Origin of the sequence: Achromobacter ruhlandii (genome assembly GCF_002082135.1) — a bacterium.
Lineage (GTDB): Bacteria > Pseudomonadota > Gammaproteobacteria > Burkholderiales > Burkholderiaceae_B > Achromobacter > Achromobacter ruhlandii.
The window spans coordinates 757,083-775,928 of sequence record NZ_CP017433.1 but is presented as its reverse complement, the minus strand read 5'-3'; the positions used below and the strand labels follow the sequence as shown (position 1 = coordinate 775,928).

23 protein-coding genes are annotated in these 18,846 nt (G+C 59.6%); 9 read left to right on the top strand and 14 right to left on the bottom strand.

The window, feature by feature from the left end:
- From AruCF_RS03580 to AruCF_RS03570, 4 genes are all read left to right on the top strand, one after another.
- Nucleotides 1-412: extracellular solute-binding protein (locus AruCF_RS03580; RefSeq protein ID WP_157130067.1), on the top strand; the 412-nt coding region annotated here is incomplete at its 5' end.
- 8 nt (nucleotides 413-420) lie between these two features.
- Nucleotides 421-1,233 (top strand): phosphodiesterase, encoded by an 813-nt coding sequence (locus AruCF_RS03575; protein WP_083036547.1) that lies wholly within the window; start codon nucleotides 421-423, stop codon nucleotides 1,231-1,233.
- A gap of 569 nt (nucleotides 1,234-1,802) precedes the next feature.
- A complete protein-coding gene (locus AruCF_RS29020) occupies nucleotides 1,803-2,201 on the top strand; it encodes a hypothetical protein (RefSeq protein WP_157130032.1) in 399 nt (132 codons plus the stop codon).
- A 431-nt stretch (nucleotides 2,202-2,632) separates the two neighbouring features.
- Nucleotides 2,633-3,241 carry a class I SAM-dependent DNA methyltransferase gene (locus tag AruCF_RS03570; RefSeq protein ID WP_083036546.1) on the top strand — a complete coding sequence of 203 codons (609 nt, stop codon included), beginning with the start codon at nucleotides 2,633-2,635 and terminating at the stop codon, nucleotides 3,239-3,241.
- Between the two features lie 906 nt (nucleotides 3,242-4,147).
- On the opposite strand, the gene AruCF_RS03565 is transcribed toward AruCF_RS03570, so the two are convergent.
- From AruCF_RS03565 to AruCF_RS29010, 14 genes are all read right to left on the bottom strand, one after another.
- The gene (locus AruCF_RS03565; protein WP_056560122.1) at nucleotides 4,148-4,429 is read right to left on the bottom strand and encodes a BrnA antitoxin family protein; all 282 of its coding nucleotides are present in this window, start codon (nucleotides 4,427-4,429) and stop codon (nucleotides 4,148-4,150) included.
- Nucleotides 4,422-4,733: a transcriptional regulator gene (locus AruCF_RS03560; RefSeq protein ID WP_083036544.1), complete on the bottom strand. Its 312-nt coding sequence runs from the start codon at nucleotides 4,731-4,733 to the stop codon at nucleotides 4,422-4,424. Before AruCF_RS03560 ends, AruCF_RS03565 begins: the two co-directional genes overlap by 8 nt.
- Before the next feature lie 85 nt (nucleotides 4,734-4,818).
- Nucleotides 4,819-6,804 carry a ParB/RepB/Spo0J family partition protein gene (locus AruCF_RS03555; protein WP_083036542.1) on the bottom strand — a complete coding sequence of 662 codons (1,986 nt, stop codon included), beginning with the start codon at nucleotides 6,802-6,804 and terminating at the stop codon, nucleotides 4,819-4,821.
- A 30-nt stretch (nucleotides 6,805-6,834) separates the two neighbouring features.
- Nucleotides 6,835-6,984, bottom strand: a complete 150-nt coding sequence (locus AruCF_RS29415) for a hypothetical protein (RefSeq protein WP_167385869.1) — start codon at nucleotides 6,982-6,984, stop codon at nucleotides 6,835-6,837.
- 72 nt (nucleotides 6,985-7,056) lie between these two features.
- Nucleotides 7,057-7,479 carry a thioredoxin domain-containing protein gene (locus tag AruCF_RS03550; protein ID WP_083036541.1) on the bottom strand — a complete coding sequence of 141 codons (423 nt, stop codon included), beginning with the start codon at nucleotides 7,477-7,479 and terminating at the stop codon, nucleotides 7,057-7,059.
- Between the two features lie 19 nt (nucleotides 7,480-7,498).
- On the bottom strand, nucleotides 7,499-7,729 hold the full coding sequence (locus AruCF_RS03545) for a hypothetical protein (RefSeq protein WP_083036539.1): 231 nt from the start codon (nucleotides 7,727-7,729) through the stop codon (nucleotides 7,499-7,501).
- Nucleotides 7,730-7,742: 13 nt separating this feature from the next.
- The gene (locus AruCF_RS29015) at nucleotides 7,743-8,174 is read right to left on the bottom strand and encodes a hypothetical protein (protein ID WP_157130031.1); all 432 of its coding nucleotides are present in this window, start codon (nucleotides 8,172-8,174) and stop codon (nucleotides 7,743-7,745) included.
- A 485-nt stretch (nucleotides 8,175-8,659) separates the two neighbouring features.
- Nucleotides 8,660-8,995 (bottom strand): ClpX C4-type zinc finger protein, encoded by a 336-nt coding sequence (locus AruCF_RS30235; protein WP_083036538.1) that lies wholly within the window; start codon nucleotides 8,993-8,995, stop codon nucleotides 8,660-8,662.
- A gap of 468 nt (nucleotides 8,996-9,463) precedes the next feature.
- The gene (locus AruCF_RS03535; RefSeq protein WP_046804271.1) at nucleotides 9,464-9,658 is read right to left on the bottom strand and encodes a DUF6900 domain-containing protein; all 195 of its coding nucleotides are present in this window, start codon (nucleotides 9,656-9,658) and stop codon (nucleotides 9,464-9,466) included.
- Between the two features lie 3 nt (nucleotides 9,659-9,661).
- On the bottom strand, nucleotides 9,662-9,916 hold the full coding sequence (locus AruCF_RS03530; protein WP_083036536.1) for a hypothetical protein: 255 nt from the start codon (nucleotides 9,914-9,916) through the stop codon (nucleotides 9,662-9,664).
- The gene (locus AruCF_RS03525; protein ID WP_083036534.1) at nucleotides 9,913-10,560 is read right to left on the bottom strand and encodes a DNA methyltransferase; all 648 of its coding nucleotides are present in this window, start codon (nucleotides 10,558-10,560) and stop codon (nucleotides 9,913-9,915) included. The genes AruCF_RS03530 and AruCF_RS03525 overlap by 4 nt, the downstream gene beginning before the upstream one ends.
- A 301-nt stretch (nucleotides 10,561-10,861) precedes the next feature.
- Nucleotides 10,862-11,761 (bottom strand): N-6 DNA methylase, encoded by a 900-nt coding sequence (locus tag AruCF_RS03520; RefSeq protein WP_083036533.1) that lies wholly within the window; start codon nucleotides 11,759-11,761, stop codon nucleotides 10,862-10,864.
- 308 nt (nucleotides 11,762-12,069) lie between these two features.
- Nucleotides 12,070-12,480: an antirestriction protein gene (locus tag AruCF_RS03515; protein ID WP_083036531.1), complete on the bottom strand. Its 411-nt coding sequence runs from the start codon at nucleotides 12,478-12,480 to the stop codon at nucleotides 12,070-12,072.
- Between the two features lie 473 nt (nucleotides 12,481-12,953).
- Nucleotides 12,954-13,994, bottom strand: a complete 1,041-nt coding sequence (locus tag AruCF_RS29010; protein WP_157130030.1) for a hypothetical protein — start codon at nucleotides 13,992-13,994, stop codon at nucleotides 12,954-12,956.
- A gap of 118 nt (nucleotides 13,995-14,112) precedes the next feature.
- On the opposite strand from AruCF_RS29010, the gene AruCF_RS03510 reads away from it, so the two are divergent.
- The 5 genes from AruCF_RS03510 (at nucleotide 14,113) to AruCF_RS29005 (ending at nucleotide 18,818) form a co-directional block, all read left to right on the top strand.
- Entirely contained in the window at nucleotides 14,113-14,775 is a 663-nt protein-coding gene (locus AruCF_RS03510; RefSeq protein ID WP_083036529.1) for an SOS response-associated peptidase, read from the top strand.
- A gap of 302 nt (nucleotides 14,776-15,077) precedes the next feature.
- Complete coding sequence (locus AruCF_RS03500; RefSeq protein ID WP_083036528.1) at nucleotides 15,078-15,389, top strand: hypothetical protein; 312 nt, start codon at nucleotides 15,078-15,080, stop codon at nucleotides 15,387-15,389.
- A 100-nt stretch (nucleotides 15,390-15,489) separates the two neighbouring features.
- Nucleotides 15,490-15,816: a LapA family protein gene (locus tag AruCF_RS03495; RefSeq protein WP_083036526.1), complete on the top strand. Its 327-nt coding sequence runs from the start codon at nucleotides 15,490-15,492 to the stop codon at nucleotides 15,814-15,816.
- Nucleotides 15,817-15,873: 57 nt separating this feature from the next.
- Nucleotides 15,874-16,713, top strand: coding sequence for a hypothetical protein (locus AruCF_RS03490; protein WP_157130029.1), 840 nt, complete (start codon nucleotides 15,874-15,876; stop codon nucleotides 16,711-16,713).
- A gap of 416 nt (nucleotides 16,714-17,129) precedes the next feature.
- Nucleotides 17,130-18,818 carry a P-loop NTPase fold protein gene (locus AruCF_RS29005; RefSeq protein WP_157130028.1) on the top strand — a complete coding sequence of 563 codons (1,689 nt, stop codon included), beginning with the start codon at nucleotides 17,130-17,132 and terminating at the stop codon, nucleotides 18,816-18,818.
- Nucleotides 18,819-18,846: the final 28 nt, after the last annotated feature.

Genomic DNA, 18,846 nt, shown 5'->3' with positions numbered 1-18,846 from the left:
GGGGTTCTTCCCGACCTATGGGGATAACGCTCGCGTGCCGGCCGGTGGCAACGTGGCCATGATGTTTGCTAAAGACCCGGCGCACCAGAAGGCTGCCTGGGAATACATCAAGTTCGCCACCGGCCCCGAAGGGGCCACCATCATGACCAAGGGCACCGGCTATTTCCCCGCCAACACCCTGCCGATTGACGACCCCGCCAAGCTCAAGGGCTATTACGACGCCAATCCGAACCAATACACTGCCGTTCGCCAGCTGCCGTGGCTGACCGGCTGGTATGCGTTCCCGGGCGAAAACGGCCTGAAGATCACTGACGTGATCAATGATCATCTGCAGACCGTGTTCGACAAGTCCACCAAGCCCGACGCCGCGCTGGACGCCATGACGCGCGATGTGCAGAAGCTGCTGAACTGAGCGCCGCGATGAAATTCATCCATCTCACCGACACCCACCTGATCGCCGACGCTGGCGATCTGTATGGCACCAATCCCAAGCAGCGGCTGCAGCAGGCGGTAGCTCACATTCTGGCTCACCAGCCCGACGCCCAGGCCGTGACCATCACCGGCGACCTGACCCATTACGGCCACACCGGCGCGTATGAACACTTGCGCGAATGCCTGGCGCCGCTCACCATGCCGGTGTTCCCGATCCTGGGCAACCATGATCATCGCCAGATCTTCCAGAAGTACTTCCCGCACGTCGGGCGCGACCCCGAGGGTTTTGTGCAGTATGCGGTGGACTTCGGCGATCACCTGGCGGTGTTCCTCGACACCAACGAGCCGGGCGTGCACTGGGGCGTTTTCTGCGAGCGTCGCGCAGCCTGGTTGCGCGAGCAACTGGAGGGGACGGCCAAGCCGGTGCTGCTGTTCATGCACCATCCATTCTTCCCGATCGGCATCCGCAGCATGGACTTCCTCTCGCTGCGTGACACCGGGCCGTTCATGGCCGCCATCGCCGGCTTCGAAGCACGTATCCAGCAGGTGTTTTTCGGCCACATCCACCGCCCGATCTGCGGTGTCTTTCGAGGCATCGGCTACTCGACGCTGCGTGGCACTAACCATCAGGTCGCGCTCGATCTGCACGGCGACGAGAGCCAGATCATGGGTGTACATGAGCAGCCGCAATACGGCGTGGTGCTTCTGGCGTCCGATCAAGTGCTGATCCACACCGAAGACTATCTCGACTGCGAAATGCGCTACAGGCTGCACGAGATGCGCGACGGGGAGCAGAGCTGACTGCAGCCCCGACCGCGGCGGCCGGCCCCGAGCGAGCCGCCGCTTCAGCGCTGCAGAGGCCGGCCTTTCCGCAGGTCAATACCCAGGAGCGCCGTCCGCTTTTTGGGTGGAGCCTGGTCCCACAGGGACCACATACCCGAACATCGGAAACACAATGCGAACGTTACCCCGTTTGACCGTGCGCCTCGGTTCCCCGCCGAGCACCTCCTCCGACATGAGGGCGCACCTGCTCAGTGTCGCACCGTCCTCACCCTGACGCGGCCTGAGGAAGCGAGCCGGACGTCGCCTTCCGACCGTCGCGGTGCCGCTTCGCCTCGTTTTCAGTCTGCACTTGTTCTCCAAGATCATTCACCTTTCGAGGGGATGCGCAATGACATGTCCAAGCAGCCACTCCGCTGGGACTGACCACTAACCCCTTGAAAGCTGCCGTTAGACGGCGCCGACCCAAAGGGCTGCAACGGGTCGGAAGCCGACGTCCGCGATAGTCAGCTTGCGGCCAGAAGCGGCCATTCATACACAGCGTGTTAGGACCGACACGCAGCGAAAATTGCGGCATTGAGTGAGGCACAATGATCGAAGCATCGGACGTCTACGGAACACTTGAAATGGAGTATTCCTTGCCCTCTCTCCCTCCTCCCTCTGTCCCTCAATCCTTATGCGACATGCTCAAGGACTATCCGGACTGTGTCGAGCGATTGCAAGACTGCCTGAACAGATATGTAGGCAATCCTTCCTATCGAGACCTATTTAGAGGCGCCATTTTGGCGCTTCAAGGCACGCTGCAAACCTTATCAGCCGAAGCTGGCAATGAACTCGCTGCTGCCAAAGTCACCGACGATACGGGAATGATCGCCAGCGCATCCAAGAGGCAACAGCAGCTATTTACTGCGGGATGGTTCGTCTTCGAGATGGTGGATATGGAGGACCTTTGGGCTTACTTTCGGGCAAACAAGGACGCTTTCAAATGAGCACTCCTGTGTATCGGTTGTGCCAAGGTATTCGGTCAATTAGCGACGCCTCTCAGCATACGCGAGCCGTTGAACTTGGCATTCTCTACCGCAAAGTCATTGAACTTGGGCGACGCTTTGTTTCCTGCCCCCGTATGGAACTTCCATCTCCGGCCGCAATCCGCCGTTGAAGAGGCAATGAGGCGCGATCGGGCGGCACTCGCCGCACAGCAGCCGTTGGTGAGCGCACTTTGAAGCTTCCGCTTTGGGTCGGGAGCGGTCTATCGTCAAGGACGGTTATCGGCCAGTTTGAGACATTCGCCAACAAGAAATGCGCGAGCGGAAGCTGCCATTCACGGTGCAACTTAAGCTGCAGGGGCGCCCCAGATGGCAGCGCATAGAATGATGGTTTTGGGCCCGTTCACGACATTAATCCCCAGGAGTCGGATCGCATGAAATCTGACGCGGACAAGATCATCGATCTGTATGACCGGCATGCGCATGACTACGTCGCGGATCGTCGGCACGGCAACGGCGACGAAGCTGCTTGGCTCGACAGATTCTGTGCGCTATTGAAACCAGGATCAGCGGTACTCGACATTGGTTGCGGTTCAGGCACGCCGATGGCGGAGTATCTCGTCAATCAAGGCTTTGCGGTGGATGGTATCGACAGCTCGCCAACGTTGATAGCTCTCTGCCGTGAGCGGCTTCCGCAACGGTCTTGGCGTGTAGCGGATATGCGTGGCCTTGCGCTAGATCGGATATTCGATGGCCTGCTCGCCTGGGACAGCTTGTTTCATCTCAGCCACGACGATCAGCGCCGAATGTTTCCAATCTTTAAGCGACACGCGTCACCGCGCGCTGCGCTGATGTTTACCACTGGGCCTTCGCACGGTGTAGCCATTGGCTCGTACCGTGGTGAACCTCTCTATCACGCTAGTCTGGCTCCCGAAGAGTATAGAGCGCTTCTGAAAGCAAATGGGTTTCTGGTTGTGGAGCATATCGTCGAAGACCCGGATTGCGGTGGGCACACTGTTTGGCTTGCTCAAGTGGAGCACTAAGTGCCCGCCGAAGCGGCCGCTGATGACCGGCAGCAACGGGTCGCCATTGGCCGATCATCAAGGGCGGTCCGCGGCCAGGATAAGACACTCGTTCTTGACGAGACGTGACGCCAAGGCGTCGCTTCAATGCCAGCGTGCTTAAGTTTGGTTGGAGCTCCGACCAATTAGCCAACTGCTGACCGCAAGATTTGCGCCTCGCCTCTTGTGGTTGAGTTCGGGGCATGGCCCGGCGGAGAGACTTCTTACCTAGGGTGGAGCACCGCTACCAACGCGGTTAAGAAATCGCGGCTACACATCTGGCCCGACCGGACGGCAGCCCGAAATGTCACGTGTCCTGGTGCGACTAGGGTCCAAGTACGAGCGCAGCTCATATTCTTGTCGACAAGCTGTCACGTTGCGAAGACAACGTGTAGACATGGCGTCACAACATGTAGACGAGGCGTCACAACGCGTAGACATGGCGTCACAACGTGTAGACGCGGCGTCACAAGCGGGGCAGTTGCAGAGCGAGAGTCCGCAAAATCGGACGTTTGTATACAGTGAGGATGCCAGCGCAAACCAACGTTTGCGCGCGTTTACGTTTTGGGACGCTTTTCGCTGTCAGACAATAGAGAACTGCCCGCCGCAAGGAAAACCCAAAAAAATCAAAGAGATGACCGTACCCGGAGGGTGCGTCCTGTGTGGTGGCTTTAAGGGACCCGCCGCCGCCCTGGCGGCAGGGGCCTTAAGGGCACCTGTGAGCGTCCGGGGGACGCTCACGAAGTCCGCAGGACGGCCCCGCCGGCGCAGCCGGTGGGAACAGCCGCCCCACCCGAAATCCGACGCCGCAACCAAAGCAAAAGGCCGCCCGAGGGCGGCCTTTTGCTTTGGCGCAGGTTTTTCTGCGCAGGGACACGTGGAAGGCGGTCAGGTCATCTGGTGAGTCTTCAGCCAGTCCTTCAACGCATTGTTCATACGGGTCTGCCACCCCTGTCCGGTTGCCTTGAAAGCAGCCAAAACCTCTTCATCCAGGCGGATGGTAGTAGCGGATTTACGCACAGCGGCGGTACTACCGACGGGCCGACCACGCCGCCGCACGATCTCATCGGGCGTATGCACTCGGGCATATTGACCGTCAACAGCCTGTTTGGCGCTGCGCAACAGTGCAGCTTCAAACTCAGCCATCTCAGCATCTGGTTTCTTAGGCATCAAAGCACTCCTTGAGTTTGGCGAGAAACGACGCCGGCAGGTTATCGAACTTGGCTTTGGCGTATACGATCAACAGCACAACCTCGCCGCTGGCCAACCGAAGGTAATAGATCACACGGGCCCCGCCCCGCTTTCCCATACCGGCGCGGGACCAGCGCACCTTTCTGCATCCGGCCGAGCCAGGGATAACATCCCCTGCTTCCGGGTTCGCCGCGATCCAGTCTATGAATGCCTCCCGTTCGGAGTCGCTCCACACCTTCGCGGCCCAGGTGCTGAATTCATCAGTTTCGATAACGGTTAGCATGAATTAATTGTACTAGCATTTTATTGGTGCGGCAAGATGTTTTAGTGGGCCGCCAGCCAGGGATTCCCCGGCTGGCTCCGCGCTTTTACTCCACCGCTTCGTCCTTACTTTCCGGCTCGGATTTGGTCAGTAGAGGCTGGCCCCGCATCAGTTCCGGCACCCAGCCCCTGCCGTCCAGCAGTTGCTCGGCTGCGGCGGCGGCCTGGGCCTTCTTCATCGCCAGCAGCGGTTTGGCCTGCTCGGCACCGACCGCATCGGTAACGACATCCGCGATTCGGTCCTTGGACACGTGGGCGAGGTAGGACTGCGCCGTGGGCTTCCACCATTTGCTCATGTCCACCCCGACCAGTTCGCCCAAGCGATCAAGGTGCCGGGGCTCTTCACCGTAGGAATTGCTTTTGCGGCGGTAGATCGAAGCGCCCGTCAGCACGGCCAGCAGCTCGATCAGGTCCGCGTGCGGCCGCTCCAGCAACCAGGGCAGCACCGCCACGCCGTCATCGGGAATTTGCTTCGTGACGGCTTCAATGTGCGCGTGCACCGCTGCCCAGGCCGGGCTCTCCTTGATGCCAGCGTCCGTGTTCGCCAACTCGTGGTGGGCTGATCGCAACGAAAAATCGAACGTGTCTCCGGCGCTGCCGCGCCGATTCCAATCGAAGTCGCCCAGCATCTGCTCGATAAGCAGGCAAAGCGCGAGCGTCGGGCGGGCCATAATTTCAGCCTGAAGCGCAATGACGCGTTGCGCCTGGAGCCGGTTGGTCAGCGCCTCAGAATGGAGGGGCCGCGTCTTGACGGGGGGCAAGTCTACGCCCGCCGTTTTCTGACCATCTGCATCGTTGCTTCGCGTGGCTTTTGCCACGGCGTCGCGCTCGTCCTGGCGGATCAGGCCCCGAGTGACGGTCAAGTCGCCTTGATAGTCCAGGTGCACAATCGCGCCGCACAGGGCTTTCAGGTCGGTCGGGTAGTCGTAAAGCTCGGCCCGGATTTTACGAATCTGCCCTTCATAGCCGCGAATCACGCCGCGAACCTTGTCCAGGTCGGCCGCGTCGTGGCCTTCGGACTCTTGCAATTCCGCAAGCTTTGTCCGCGCCGCCTCGATCTTCTTTTGCAGTCCGTCGATCTGCTTGGCCTGGGCCTTGCTCGGCTCCTGGTGGACGCGCTGAATCTCGCCAAAGGGCCTTTTGTCGGCGTACTCAAAAGACACGCGGCATTCCACCCACAACCAGCCTTCTGCCTGCACCGCCTTGAACAGCTTGGACCGTTGCATCTTCGCCAGGGCCATCGTTCGCGCCATATCCGGATCAGCCAGATAGGTGTCGTTCTCGAACAGGTCGCGGCGCACTTCTCCGCCCGCCTTCTCATACGCTGCAACTGTCACGTAGCGGGCGACGGCCGAGTCGCCCAGCATTTCCGCTTCCGCCAGGAGGTTGCGGATATGAACGTCGCGATTCCAGTGTTCCGACTGCGCCGCCTTCCATGCCGCTTCCTGGCGGGCGTGGTCCGAAACGGACGCCAACGCCTGCATGTCGGCAACTTCAATCTTGCCGTCGCGGAATAGCTGCATGAGCTTGGGCGAAACAGCGCCGAGAGCCAGCAGCTTTTTTACGGCGGACTCCGTTGCGCCGTGCGCGGCCGCGATGGCGTCGATGGTCCAGTTTTTCTCTGCACGCAGCCGGGCATATGATTCATACATATCGGCGGGGTGCATGGCCTTGCGGGCGATGTTTTCGATCAGGCTGGCGTGATGGGCGTACTCGGCGGGAATCACGAGGCACGAGACCCTGTAGTCCGCCGCGAGTTCGGCATCTTCTATCAACAGCCCCAGCGCTGCCCAGCGCCGACCGCCCGCGCAGACTTCGTAGAAGCCATCGGCGCACGCAACGACCACGAGGTTTTGCAATAGTCCGCCCATCGCCTTGATCGTGGCCTTCAGTTCCAAAAGCTCAGGATCTTTCTTCGAATCCAGCGGACGACGAGCCTGATAGCTTTCGCTCAGGCGCAGTTGTGAATGCGGGATCTCCGTGCGGGTGCTTGCGGCGTGGATGGCGGCGAGTTCTTTGGAGTCGATCTTCATGGTGTGTGTTCTTGCTTCGATTTATCTGAATTAGTGCAGTTGTGCAGGGATCGGTGCGTCCTGCATTGCGGCGATGAGCGCGGCAAGGTCGCGCACCGTCATCGCCGGAAGGCGATAGGAAAGGCCCAGTACATGGGCACGGCGCATGTCGTTCGCCAATCTGATAAAGTCGTGGTTCATCACGGTTCTCCTTCGAAGGGTGGGTCGAGGTGCAAGCCCCTGTCGGTTGCCGCCGATCAGGGGCTTTTTCGTTTAATAGCCAAGCCATTCCAGCAGCACGTGGCCGCGATACAGCGGGTGATTGCCGCAGTCGGCAAAGAACTCTTGAGCGTCCAATTGATGCCTACCGATTTCTTCCATGACCTGGATGCGCGTCACCACGGCTTCGTCCGCCGATTCCCTATCGCGCAGGCCCCGGGCCGAAACCGACCCGAGATCGAATAGGTCCGCGAGTAGTTCGATCATGTCGGGCCTGTGGCCTTGCCATGCGACCAACTCGTTTTCGACAGCGACGGCCAAGACCGGCGCGGTGTCATAGCCTTTTGCCGCGAGCGCTTGAGCAAAGCCGGCAGCGCTGCGTTCGGTGAAGTCGATGCCGCGCGCGGCAAGGTCATCTTTGGAAAGCTCGCACTGGACGCAAGCCAGGTGGGTGTACAGAACGACGTCGCAAGACATGTCGGATTTCCTCGTTTGACTAGACTTCGGTTGAACCGACCCAGGACGTGCCCAGGAACGCATCGCAGCCGATCAGGGCCGATACAGGTTGCACAGCGCAAAGCCCCTCATGTGTCCAGCCGTGTGCCGGTCCCTGCTGGACGTGCAGGGTCGATCCATCCAGGCCGCGCAGGAGCAAAGGCTGGTGGCGCAGTGCGGCCAGAATGTCCGGCTCGCCTTCCATCTGGTCCGTTACGTACTTGATTAGCATCTGGGTTCCCCTCTCAGCCGTGATGCGGGCAAGGATTGCCGGAGCCGTCGTTGCAACCCGAACATGCGGCCATGGCTACGGACTCTTCTGCTTCACTCCAGCCGTCCACCCATGCGCTTGCCAGTTCGGCAACATCGGCCAGCAACGGCGGTACGTCGTCGGCGTCACGGCCACGGGCGAAATCTTCCCGGCCTTGAACGTGAGCGAGGATTTGCGCGTGATCAAGCTCCAAGAAACGGCTGTCTTCATCGAACATCCCTGCTGCTTTGGTGCGAGCGACGCGGGCGTCCAGGCCGCGAAGGAACACCACTGCGGGCCTCGGCGTTGCGATTGTCTGAACTGTGTTTGCCATGGTCATGTCCTTTACATTCAAGAGCGTTTTTGAAGCGCTGACCGATCCTGAAGAAGTCGTCCGAGCGTAGGTTTGTTGGATTTGGTTGTTCATGGTCTTTCCCTCCGCGTTATTCGCATCCGTTCCTGTGAGGCCTGTCCGTGCCGTCCGTGGCCACGTAGTGACGACTGGAAAGGGCCGGAGCAGAGGCCGCATGCGGAGCGCAGCCGAAGGCGAGCACCGAACGGGTGAGCACCGGACCCTTGGAGGGCGGAACGCAGTGGTACGGTCGGCGTTTTAGGACAGGGCTCGCGGGAATGGATGCATTGCGAGAGACAGGATGGCGACACCAAAGCCAGGCGCGCGCCGAGCGCCCCTACCCGCGCGCAGCGCGGGTCAACCTGGCCGCAAGGCGGCTGGCAAGCGGCAGCGCGCAGCGCCGGCAGGCGCGAAGGCGTGAGCCGACCGTAGGGAGGGTATGACTGAAGCCCCGCAAGGGGGTGAGACTGGCCCTTTGGCAGGCTCAACGCGAAGCGCGATGGCCCGACCCGTAGGCGCAGCCGGAGGGGCACGCCCAATAGGGAGCCGTGATCAAAAAATCAGTGCTGAGATTGGGACCCGGGCGGCATCGAGATATTCAGCAAATCCAGGGCCTTATTTGCCCTATCTCGTGCGTCGTCGATGATTTGATTTTGCCGAACGATGTACTTGTACAGTGCTTTGGGACTGTTTTCGGCCTCGACCAAACCTTGCTCGTTGATGATCTCGTTGCACAATTCAACACACTCGTCGCAGATCGTGAGCGCGCTGGCGCCAGGGCCGTTTTCCCGCGCGATCAGCTTGTGGACTTCGTCCTGAGACTTATCGCAAAATGCGCAATGCAGCACGGTCGGCTGCTTTTTTCGCCGAGGGCTCTTTTTATTGTTTTCGTCCATTGGGCGCAGGGTCCGCGTCAACGCGTCGCTAGGTCAGAGTAGGTGCGAAATCTAGCACAAGGCCCAACAGCCCGGATGGGTGTTTTTCCTAGTTGTATCCCAATTTCGTACCGACATTTTTGGCGCGTATTACGTCCGGTAGTTCTTTGAACAGGGAGAGTCACGTTGGATGGGACCATGATCATCAACGGTGTCCGTGTAGCCTACAGGACGATTCAAACGCCGAATGGAAAAGGGGTGATAGCGGAAGTGCAGTACGCCGACAGCGGACCGTAGGAGTGCGTTGGTGGACCCCACACGATGTTTGCTGACGACGCCTCTGCCCGCCGTGCGATACAAAACCATGTCGCCGCTGACAGGCCTAAGAGGACGAACCAGGAGCGGCGAAGGTAGCGGCCTGCACCAGCCTCTTCCCGCCGTCCTGTCGCTGGTGCGAGATTGCCAGGCCGCTAGGCCTGGCTATGCCGTTCAGCCGTTTCGGTGATGGTCCACCATGCCGGCCAAGTACGCCGCCTGCAATGCCCTCCATAGATCCCAAACCGGTATTTCGCGATAGTCCTTCGAGCGGACCCGCCGAAGTTCCAGACACTCAATGTCCAAAATCTCCATGGCGATGTTCTCAATGGCCAGTTCCGCGGCCTCGGATAGTTGCGGCATTCCCATGCTTCACTCCGTGTCCAGCTCGGCCAGCACCTGGCTGGCCAGCTCGTTGAGGTTGATTTCCAACTGGGCGATGGCTTGCACCTCGTCCGGCGGCAAGGGTTCGAGGAATCGCGCCATGCGTTGTTCGGTTTCTCGCGCCGCAAGCGCCGGCCAGGCGCCGTATGCGGCGATCGCGGACAAACCGGCCCGGTTGTGGCGGCCGTAGCCTTGTAGATATGCGATAAGCCCGCTCTGCATTTCGCTGGCTGCCCGGCTCATGCTGCGATCCTTTCCTGGTTGGCCAGCGCAAGACGCTGCACTGCGGCGTCGTGATACTTCGGGTCCATTTCGATTCCGTAGAAACGTCGGCCGGTCTGACGGGCGGCTACGCATGTCGAGCCGGAGCCTGCGAACGGGTCTAGAACAATGTCGCGCGGGCGGCTGAAGGTTTCGATCAGCGGCGTCAGGCATTCAACCGGCTTCTGGGTCGGATGGTGACGATTCCCGGTGTACTTCCAGGGCAGCACGTCGGGCAGAGGCGTCGCCGGCAGGGCTGGCTGGCCCTTGGCCAGCAAATAGGCCGACTCGTGCTGGTACGCCAAGAATCGCGCATTCGACTGATATTGCTTGGCGAACACGATGTGGCCGACCACACGAAAGCCCGCCGCGCGCCAGGCCGCGAAGAACCGATCTACGCGGTTCCAGCCATAGAACGAAATGCAGAACGCATCATCGCGAAGCACGCGGAACATCTGCGAAAACGCCGGCGTCATCCATTCATCGGTGCGGTCGTTGGCAATACTCCGGCCGGAGCGGTCCACGTAATTGACGAGGTACGGCGGATCGGTCAACACCAGGTCAACACAGCGATTCGGCAAGGTGGGAAGAACGGACAGGCAATCGCCCAGGACAACACGACTCATGGTTGGCTCCTTGCGTGCAGCAATGTCAGCCGATCTGCATTGCACTGCACGGGGCAGGCGGGCGCAGCCCACGAAAGCGCGGTCAAGGGACGTGGAATAAATAGTGAACGCAGTGAGCGGTTTATGCCGCGAAAGCCCTTGAAGATGGGGCCGCGGCTACAAAGCCGCGCGCAGCGGCCCTAGCGTCCGTGCGGGAGTGGGATGCGACTGTATGCTCCGTGCAGTGCTTGTGGCTCTACATGGTCCGCAGTTGGCGCGTGGCTAGCGCGCCAGGCCCCGAGAGGGGCCAATCGCAACCTCGCTAGAAGAGCGACATCTGGCCAGCGGCAGCAGCTTGGCGGATCGCCTTCGGAATGGCCTGCGGCGGCGCATCGATCTCGGCCGATGGACTGTCGGCCGCCACCTGGTCGACGTGGATCTCGTCCGTGGCCGCCGGCGCCTGCTGTAGCACCCGAGCGCCCTCCTCCGCTTCGCGACGGCGAAGCCGCGCACCCCAGCCGCCCAGGATATGTGCGGGCGTAAACCACTGCTCCCGGCACTCGCCCGTGAGGCCGTTGCCATGAATCACCACGGCCGGCACGTGCAAGAGCGCCAGCTGAATGAATGTCATATGGACGCACCGCTGATCGATGTCGATTGCAGTCGCGTGCATGCACTGCTGATAGTTCAGCTGCGCATCGTGCATCGCGTGCGCCGCCGCGATCAACATGCCGCCGGCGCCGCACGCCGGCTCCAGTACGCGGACGAACCCCTGCGCGCTCGTCTTGTCGACCAGATCCTGGCCATTGCCCATCATCATGTTGCCCATCAGGCGCGACACCTCATAGGGCGTGAAGAACTGGCCGGCGCTGGCATTGCCCATGTCCAGCATCATGAACGTGCTCCCCAGCACGTCGCCAAAGTCTGCTGCCTGAACCCGGACCTCGTATGCCATGACCAGGTGCGAGAACGCTTGGATGAGCAGGTCGAGCTCAGCTCGCTCGTACTGAGCGATCACCTGCAGGTAGCGCTGTTCGCGCGCCTCGCGCTGCGCCAGGTCTGCACGGGCCAATGCGATCGCGCAGATCTCCACCCAATCGCTCCAGACGCGGTCGATTCCGCGCGTACGCGCGACCTGCCGAATGAGGCTGACGATTTCCTTCTGATGGGCGTCGGCGCTGTTCAGGAATCGGCGTTGTTGTGCATTTGAGGTTTTGGCCATGTGGTCTCTCCGGTTGCCAGGGCGGGAATGCCCGGAACTTGAGAGGCACGGCGCAGCGCAGCGCTCAAGTGTCGAAGACGGCCAGCGGCCGCAAGTGGCGCCGGCGCAGCCGGAGCCGCGCCGCACTTGAACGCGAGAACGCCGTGGCACATTGACCGGGAATGCAGACCCGCCACCCCGTATGGCTTGCAACGGTCCAACTTCAGAGCGCAGCCGTTGCCCTGCAGCGTCACTTAGCAGGGGCTGAGCCACGATGGCCTAATGGCGCTCAGAAGAAGAAAGGCCCGCCGAAGCGGGCCGGAATGGCGTCAATCGATCGCGGCGAAGATGGCATTTGCCTCGGCGTGTTCGCCGGCGAAGTCGCGCAGGGCGTGGTACTTCTCGGCCAGGTCGTCGCTGCGGTACTGGCTGCACAGTTCGCACAGGGCGTACAGCGTTGCCACGATGCCGGCGGCGTCCGCCGACATGGTCCGGTCGCACCAGTTCATCGGCCATACGATGTGAAGCGTCCCGTAGTCGGCCGGCGCCATATAGAAACCGTTCGGGATTTCGTAGTAGTGCCAGTAGCCGCCGCAGTACTCCTGCGACAGGCGATCCAGCCAGTTGTAGACGCTGATTTCTCCGCGCAGCATCAGACGGCTTCCAAAAGACGTGGTGAGAAAGTTCATGCGTTCGCTATCGGGAACCAGGCGTGCGACGGAAAGAGTGGTTTGGGTCATGTCGTGCTCCTCAGAAGTGGGGCCCGGCCGGGTGGCGGGACGGGAGCACTGGCGCCCTGCGGAACAAGCGCCGGGGGCAAGGGGACGTGGAATATAAAGCGAGCGCAGCGAGCGGCTATATGCCGCGAAAGCCCCTTGCGCCTGACGCGCGCAGGGCAAAGATGCGCCCAAGGCCTGACACCAGCGCTGGGACCGACGCTGCGAATCACCGGGGAGACACTATTGCTGCATAGGGCGCGGGCCGTCCCGGATCACGGTCGGAAGGGACGCTGCCCGATGTACTATCCGCGCGCGTTTCAGGCGCCTAACACCGGAAGATTTCGGGCCTGACACGAGAGAACCAGCATGAATTCCGATTCGAAGTTTTTCTTGCTTCGCTGCCACCAGGAGGGCAGAGGCTCTCGACCAGGTAAAGAAGGGTCAACCCGACCTGACGACGGCCATTAGCGTTCTGCTCAAAGTGAGAGAGCGATCTAGTCCGGACTGGTGTGCAGCAATATCACCGAATCATCCCCTTCAGCTGAGCAGCTCCTTTGCATGTGTCGAGCCAGAGGCGCGCGCGACCAATCCGGCAAAAAAGTAGCCATCAGCATTGCAGCCGGAGTGCCGGCCCCCCAGTCGTGTAGCGTGGAAAACGCTCGCGATCGCGTACAGGCTACTCCCAGTTCGTATGGGTGCGACGGGCGCATTGCGAGCGCTAACTGGGGAATATCAGCCCCAAGTTCGGCGACGCGCGCGATGAATCCTGTTCTCGGATCAAGGTATTGAAGCTCAACGCCTCGGGCGTAACTGCGGACACGATCTGCGGTCAGAGTCACATTTGTGGCCGTCCCGGCGGACGTTGGTCCTAGCCCGGGCGGAAAATACGTCATTCCGTCAACCTCGATTAGGTGCCCTACGCCGCCCTTGCGCATACGCTGAATGTCGGCGGCCGTGAACGGAATTTCTCGCGAAGGAGAAATCCCCGGCGCGGAAGCTCGCTTGTACCGTTCAGGCCAGCTCCGGATGGCCAGCTGCAAAAGCGACGGGTCGCCCCACTCGACGTCCGCGTGCGGGCGGACATCGATCAGACCAATGGCATCATTCCACACGGCAAAGAACAGCAGCCAGTCACTTCGTTCACAAAACTCCGCAGCTGGCTCAGGATCGTTCTGCGGTATGTGAGCATGGGATATGCCCCAGTCCGCCCATAACTGATCGGTACGCACTCCCCGCCTTTTCCCGCTCGTATCATCGCGCGTCAGGGTTCTGGAAAGGAAGAAATTAAGATCATCGCCGTTGCGCGCCTTCGCCAGGATGCGATTGAGAGCGGGACGAACGTGCTCCGGAAATCTTCGCCAAAACCCGTTGGAAGGCAATGTGCACCGTGGTCGTGGGTCAATTCGGCGGAGCCTAAAATCCATCCACCTGAGCAAGGGGCAGGTCAATTCCGGCACATCTTCGCTGTACCAGAGTTGGAACGCTTCAATAAGATTGCGGGAAACAGCATCCAATTGAGAATCGAGTACGCTCATCAGTGGCCTGTAAGAAGTCGGCGTTCGACCTTGAACTCCGCGATGGTTCGGTACCATCCGAAACCTCCCGCGCCAATATACAGTGCAGAATCAATCTGGGTACTCGAAGGAGCTGGGAATGTGCGGTCGAATCGTTCAGAAATCGGGCCCGCTGGACTACGTTGAGCGGATCTTTACCAACCCGGGCCAGATCTTCGCGGACCCAACGGGGCCGCGATTCAACATACCCCCGGGCACACGCCCGCTCACTTTGCATCGCCTGGCCGAGGGCACGGAAGCGATGGCACGCCTGCCCTGGGGCTATAAGCGCCCCGACTCCAAGCACTTCATGAGCAACGCGAAGCTGGAGACCATCTTGAAGAACGGGTGGCCCTGGCGGCTCCTGATCGGCGCCGGTCGGATTTTGGTGCCTGCCGATGGGTGGTATGAATGGCCCGTGCAGCCGGACGGCAGCAAACAACCGTATTACATACATGGCGAAGGCCCGCTCTACTTTGCGGCGCTCACCGCGTGGGAACCGGGCGCTGAACGCAATGCCGCGCATGGGTTCGCTATCGTGACGAACGACACCCAAGGGGGGATGGTGGACATCCACGCCAGGCGGCCTGTGGCGCTGCCGCCGGATGTCGCTCGGCAATGGATTGACCCTTCCTGTCCATTTACAGATGCGCGTGCGCTGTTGAAGGACTGCCTGCCCGAGGACGCCTTCACCTGGCACCCTGTACGGCAAGAAGTTGGAAATTCTAAGTACCAACTGCCGGACGCTATCGATCCGGTCTGAAGGCGCGTTGGGTCAGGCCTTGGCTTGGTGTTCGTACAGCGCCAGCGCACCTTCAAAAGACGCCCTCATCCCGATCAACCTACCCGCCTCTCCGCGCGTGTGCCACAGCTCGTGCTGATACCGTCCGTCCACCCAGACCCGGCAGATAGTCCAGCCAGGCGGACCTGCCCAGTAGTAGTCATCGGCGCGCCGCCACTCGGAATCATCCATAGCTCTGTCCCCCATCGGCTCCCAAATCGGGGGCATATGGCGCAAATTCTAGGCATGTTTATACTGTATGTTCATACAGTATTGTTCCAATCATGCCGTTCAACCCGCCCCTTCCGCTCGCACAGCTGCGCGCCATTCAGAACCGCCATCGCGGCCCGGATGGCAAGATAAATGATGCGGACGTCCTCGCCCTACTGTTAGAGGTCAAGCGCTACCGGTCCTTCGTCCTGCGCACGAAGCAGCTGTCGGGCGAATTCAAGCGTCCTTCCGGCGTGCTGGCACCCATCTATGACGAATGGTGGGAAACCTTGGTGGCGGAACCCTGCGTGGCCGAGCAGGAGCAGATGATTCGGGAACTGCTCGAAGGGCCTTTCAAGCCTCGCAAGGGGATGGAATCGCGCTAGGGCACAGCCCGCGGGGCCTCCCTCCAGATTAGTAAAAGCGACTGGTTGTAAGTGAACGTTTGTTTAGCGGCTAAACTTCGGGATCACCTTTGGAGCCTACATGTCAGAACTCGACGAGATCGTCAAAGAACATAAAAGGAACAGGCGCACGCTGTCTGAGCAGACCTTTCACGTCGGCTGCATCCTTCTAGCGAGCCTCGTAATGGGCCTTCTCCTCTCTCAAACTGTGGATATGCCTGCCGGCATCACGGCTTCCGACGAAAAGGATATGAGGCTGGCGTTGGCGCTCCAGATCAGCGCCGCAATGACTCTTGTTCTTGGCGTCGCGTACGTCATTGGGACCTGGCTGCGCATACGAAAAGCGATCAGGCAGACTAACAAGAAATTGCTCGAAGCGAGCCTGAAGGCCATCCAACGAAAGGAATAGATTCCTCCGCCTGCATACCCTATTGCCGATGCCACCTTATTGCCCAAAGAGCTGTTCATGTCGCCTTCGCTGATCTTCCCATGGAATGACGGAGCCAAGTCGCTCCCGCCAGTCTACGTGCTGGAAGTGCGCGACAAACACAAGCCAGAGGGTCTCCCTATCCGATGGATCTTGGTCGAGCGAACCGAAACACGATCAGTAGGCCACGACGGGAAGTTGATTAGGGCAAGAATCCGCATGGCGTTTCAACCATTGCGTGTGGACGGAAGTCTTTATCTTGAGGACGGCGGGTTTTTCGCGGGAAGCTATTCCCCGGGGGTGGCGGGCAGGCCTTCGGATCTCTCGATCACTGCCGAGGACATCTACGGCGGCAATGTCATGATCAAATCAGCAGCATTGCGCGGCAACAGGATTGGGTCCCACCTGATGAATGAAATCGTCGAGTGGGCTATGAAATGGCCCGACGCATCGGTCATGCCAATCATGGTAGCCGCCGTAGACGCCGGCCCCGACAATCGAGAGCGCCGCAACAAGTTCTACGGGAATTTCGGAATTACTTTTCCGCCGTGCGATGGCCCCCTGATAGAGGGAAGGTCCCTGCCAATGCTTGCGGCACAACTGACTCCGCACCGCACTTGGGAGCAGAACATTGTTGTGAAGGACATCCCGTCCTACATCGACGAGTTGCGAAAGCAAGTGTGGTCATTGAAGGTCGAGAATTCCAAAAATGCGAGCCATGTAAAACATTTGGAAGGCGTCATTGAAAAGGCAGAAGATGCTCCCTTGCGCTGGGCATGGGGTCATCTTGCAACGCGTGCAGCAGGTCTGGTTCTGTGGCTGCTCGGCATAGGCTTTCTTGCTTTTGTGATCGTCGCGCTCACATCGGTCGTGGTGTAGATCGCGTGTGTTGTATATCTTTCTTCAAACTGAGAATTCGTGGGGGCCGGTGGGTATGTGGGAGAAGTCCGGGTAGCCGGTGGGCATACCCTGTGGTCAAGCGCGTGGTCAGGCGGAGCCTGTCCACCGTTTGTCCATCAGCGGTTGTCCACGGGTCGAGCGAAGCGAGCCGGGCGGTCGCGAAGCGATCATCCACATATCCACGGGTCCGGATAAACGTGTTTTGAATTGTGGGTGCAGCAACCGCTCAGGCTTGAAATCAGCTTGCGGTAGATGCCGCACCTGTACCGAACATGTCTGCCGTTTATTTGTTTGAGAACTATCGGCGAAGCCGAACCCTGGCCACCCTCACCTAACATGGAGGAGGGGATTTTCTGCTACAAGTCGGATGGATACTACGAAAGATATGATCGCTGATGAACCATCTAGATGCTTACAACACGCTTGAACATCTTTTGACCAATCCAGAGGCTATGAATGGAGACGTTTTAGCGTTGACCGGCCCCTGGGGATGCGGTAAGACCCACCTCTGGCGGACGCTTAAGCAGCGATATGACACCCACGCCACGATAAGCAAAGCGCTGTACGCCTCGATCTTTGGCGTGGACACCGTCGATGAAATTAAGCAGCGCCTTCTGCAAAGCGCGCTCAAGAACGGAGACAAGACTCAGTGGGATGTTGCGAAACACGGACTCAAAACGCTCTCAGCCTTGGTTCCACGCGGCCAACAAGTGTTAGCCGCCTTACCCCACGCAATGAGTCCATTCATTCTGCAAAATCGATTGCTCGTCCTTGACGACATAGAACGAAAAGGCAAAAAGATGGAGGCCGACGCTCTGCTCGGCTTCGTAGACGAGATGAGGACTCGATTCGAATGTCGAGTTCTTCTCCTTTTTAATGACGCCGCACTCGACGGTGACACGCTGAAGGTGTGGCTGCAACTCCGCGAAAAGGTGGTGGATCATGAGATCCGACTATCCCCATCTCCAGTGGACTCCTGGACTGTGGCGAATCTGGACGCAAAGTTCAGCTCGCCGACCTGGGCGATCTCCGTGCGAGATGCAGTGGAGACATGTGGAATTACGAACATTCGAATCATGGAGAAGATCTCATCGGCCGCGACCAAAGTGCTGGCGGACTATTCGCATGTTCCGCAGAAGGCCGCTCGCCGCCTCGCTTCTTCGATTACGCTATTGACGGCAGTCTACTACCACGGCATAGCAGACGCACCCCCGCTGCGGGAGCTCCAGACGAGCGCAAGCGACGGGAACAGATGGCAGCAGTTTATGAAAGAGTCAAACTCGACGAGTCAGGGCGATGATGGTTGGCTCGGTATCGCCCAACGACTAGGAGTCTATGCAGGCAGTGCCTTCGAAAATTCCGTCATCAACTACCTAAATGCCGGCTGGCGAAAATCCGCGGAGTTGGATGCCGCGATCAAGGAGATTATTGCCAATGGGGATAGGGCCGATGCGAGCGATATCCTCGTCGATTTCTTGATAGCCGATTATTGGAATTACCGGCTGACAAAGCAGGAGCGTATGGAGATGGCAGGCCGAGTCGCCGAGCGGTGCCATCTTTTAGACTTCGGTGCGATGAGCCAATTCCTCCTGCAACTCGATGAGATAGAAGGCGCGGAAAGCGTATTCGAGACTGCGCTTAAATCTTGGCAAGCGGCCCAGGGTGAGTCTCGCCCACCTGCTACGACAGAGGACCAGTTTGGCAGGCCGTTACACCCGCGCATGGTGGAATATTTGAAGCAAGCCGCTCCTCCCTTAACGCTCGCAAGCGAGTTTGAGATTTTCCGACGCATCAATTTTGGAAACTTCAGCTATTCCGATCTAGATAGGCTGGAGGTCATTTCAGTCGACGAATATGTCATGCTGATCGAGCGGGCGTGCACAGACGAACTCAGAGCTATGTTCCCCGCGATGTGGAGGCTAAGAAAGACCCAGTTCGCTGGCAGGGATGTTTCGCCCAGCGCCGACGAACTCTTTATCAGAGCCTGCCAGAAACTTTGTAAAGGGCCAGACCGCCGCTTATCCAACCTCATAAAGAGCCAATTGAAGTTAGCCAGTGTTCCGCTCGAACCCGACATCGGCTGAGGGTGAAGAAAGTAGCGGCCGGCACATG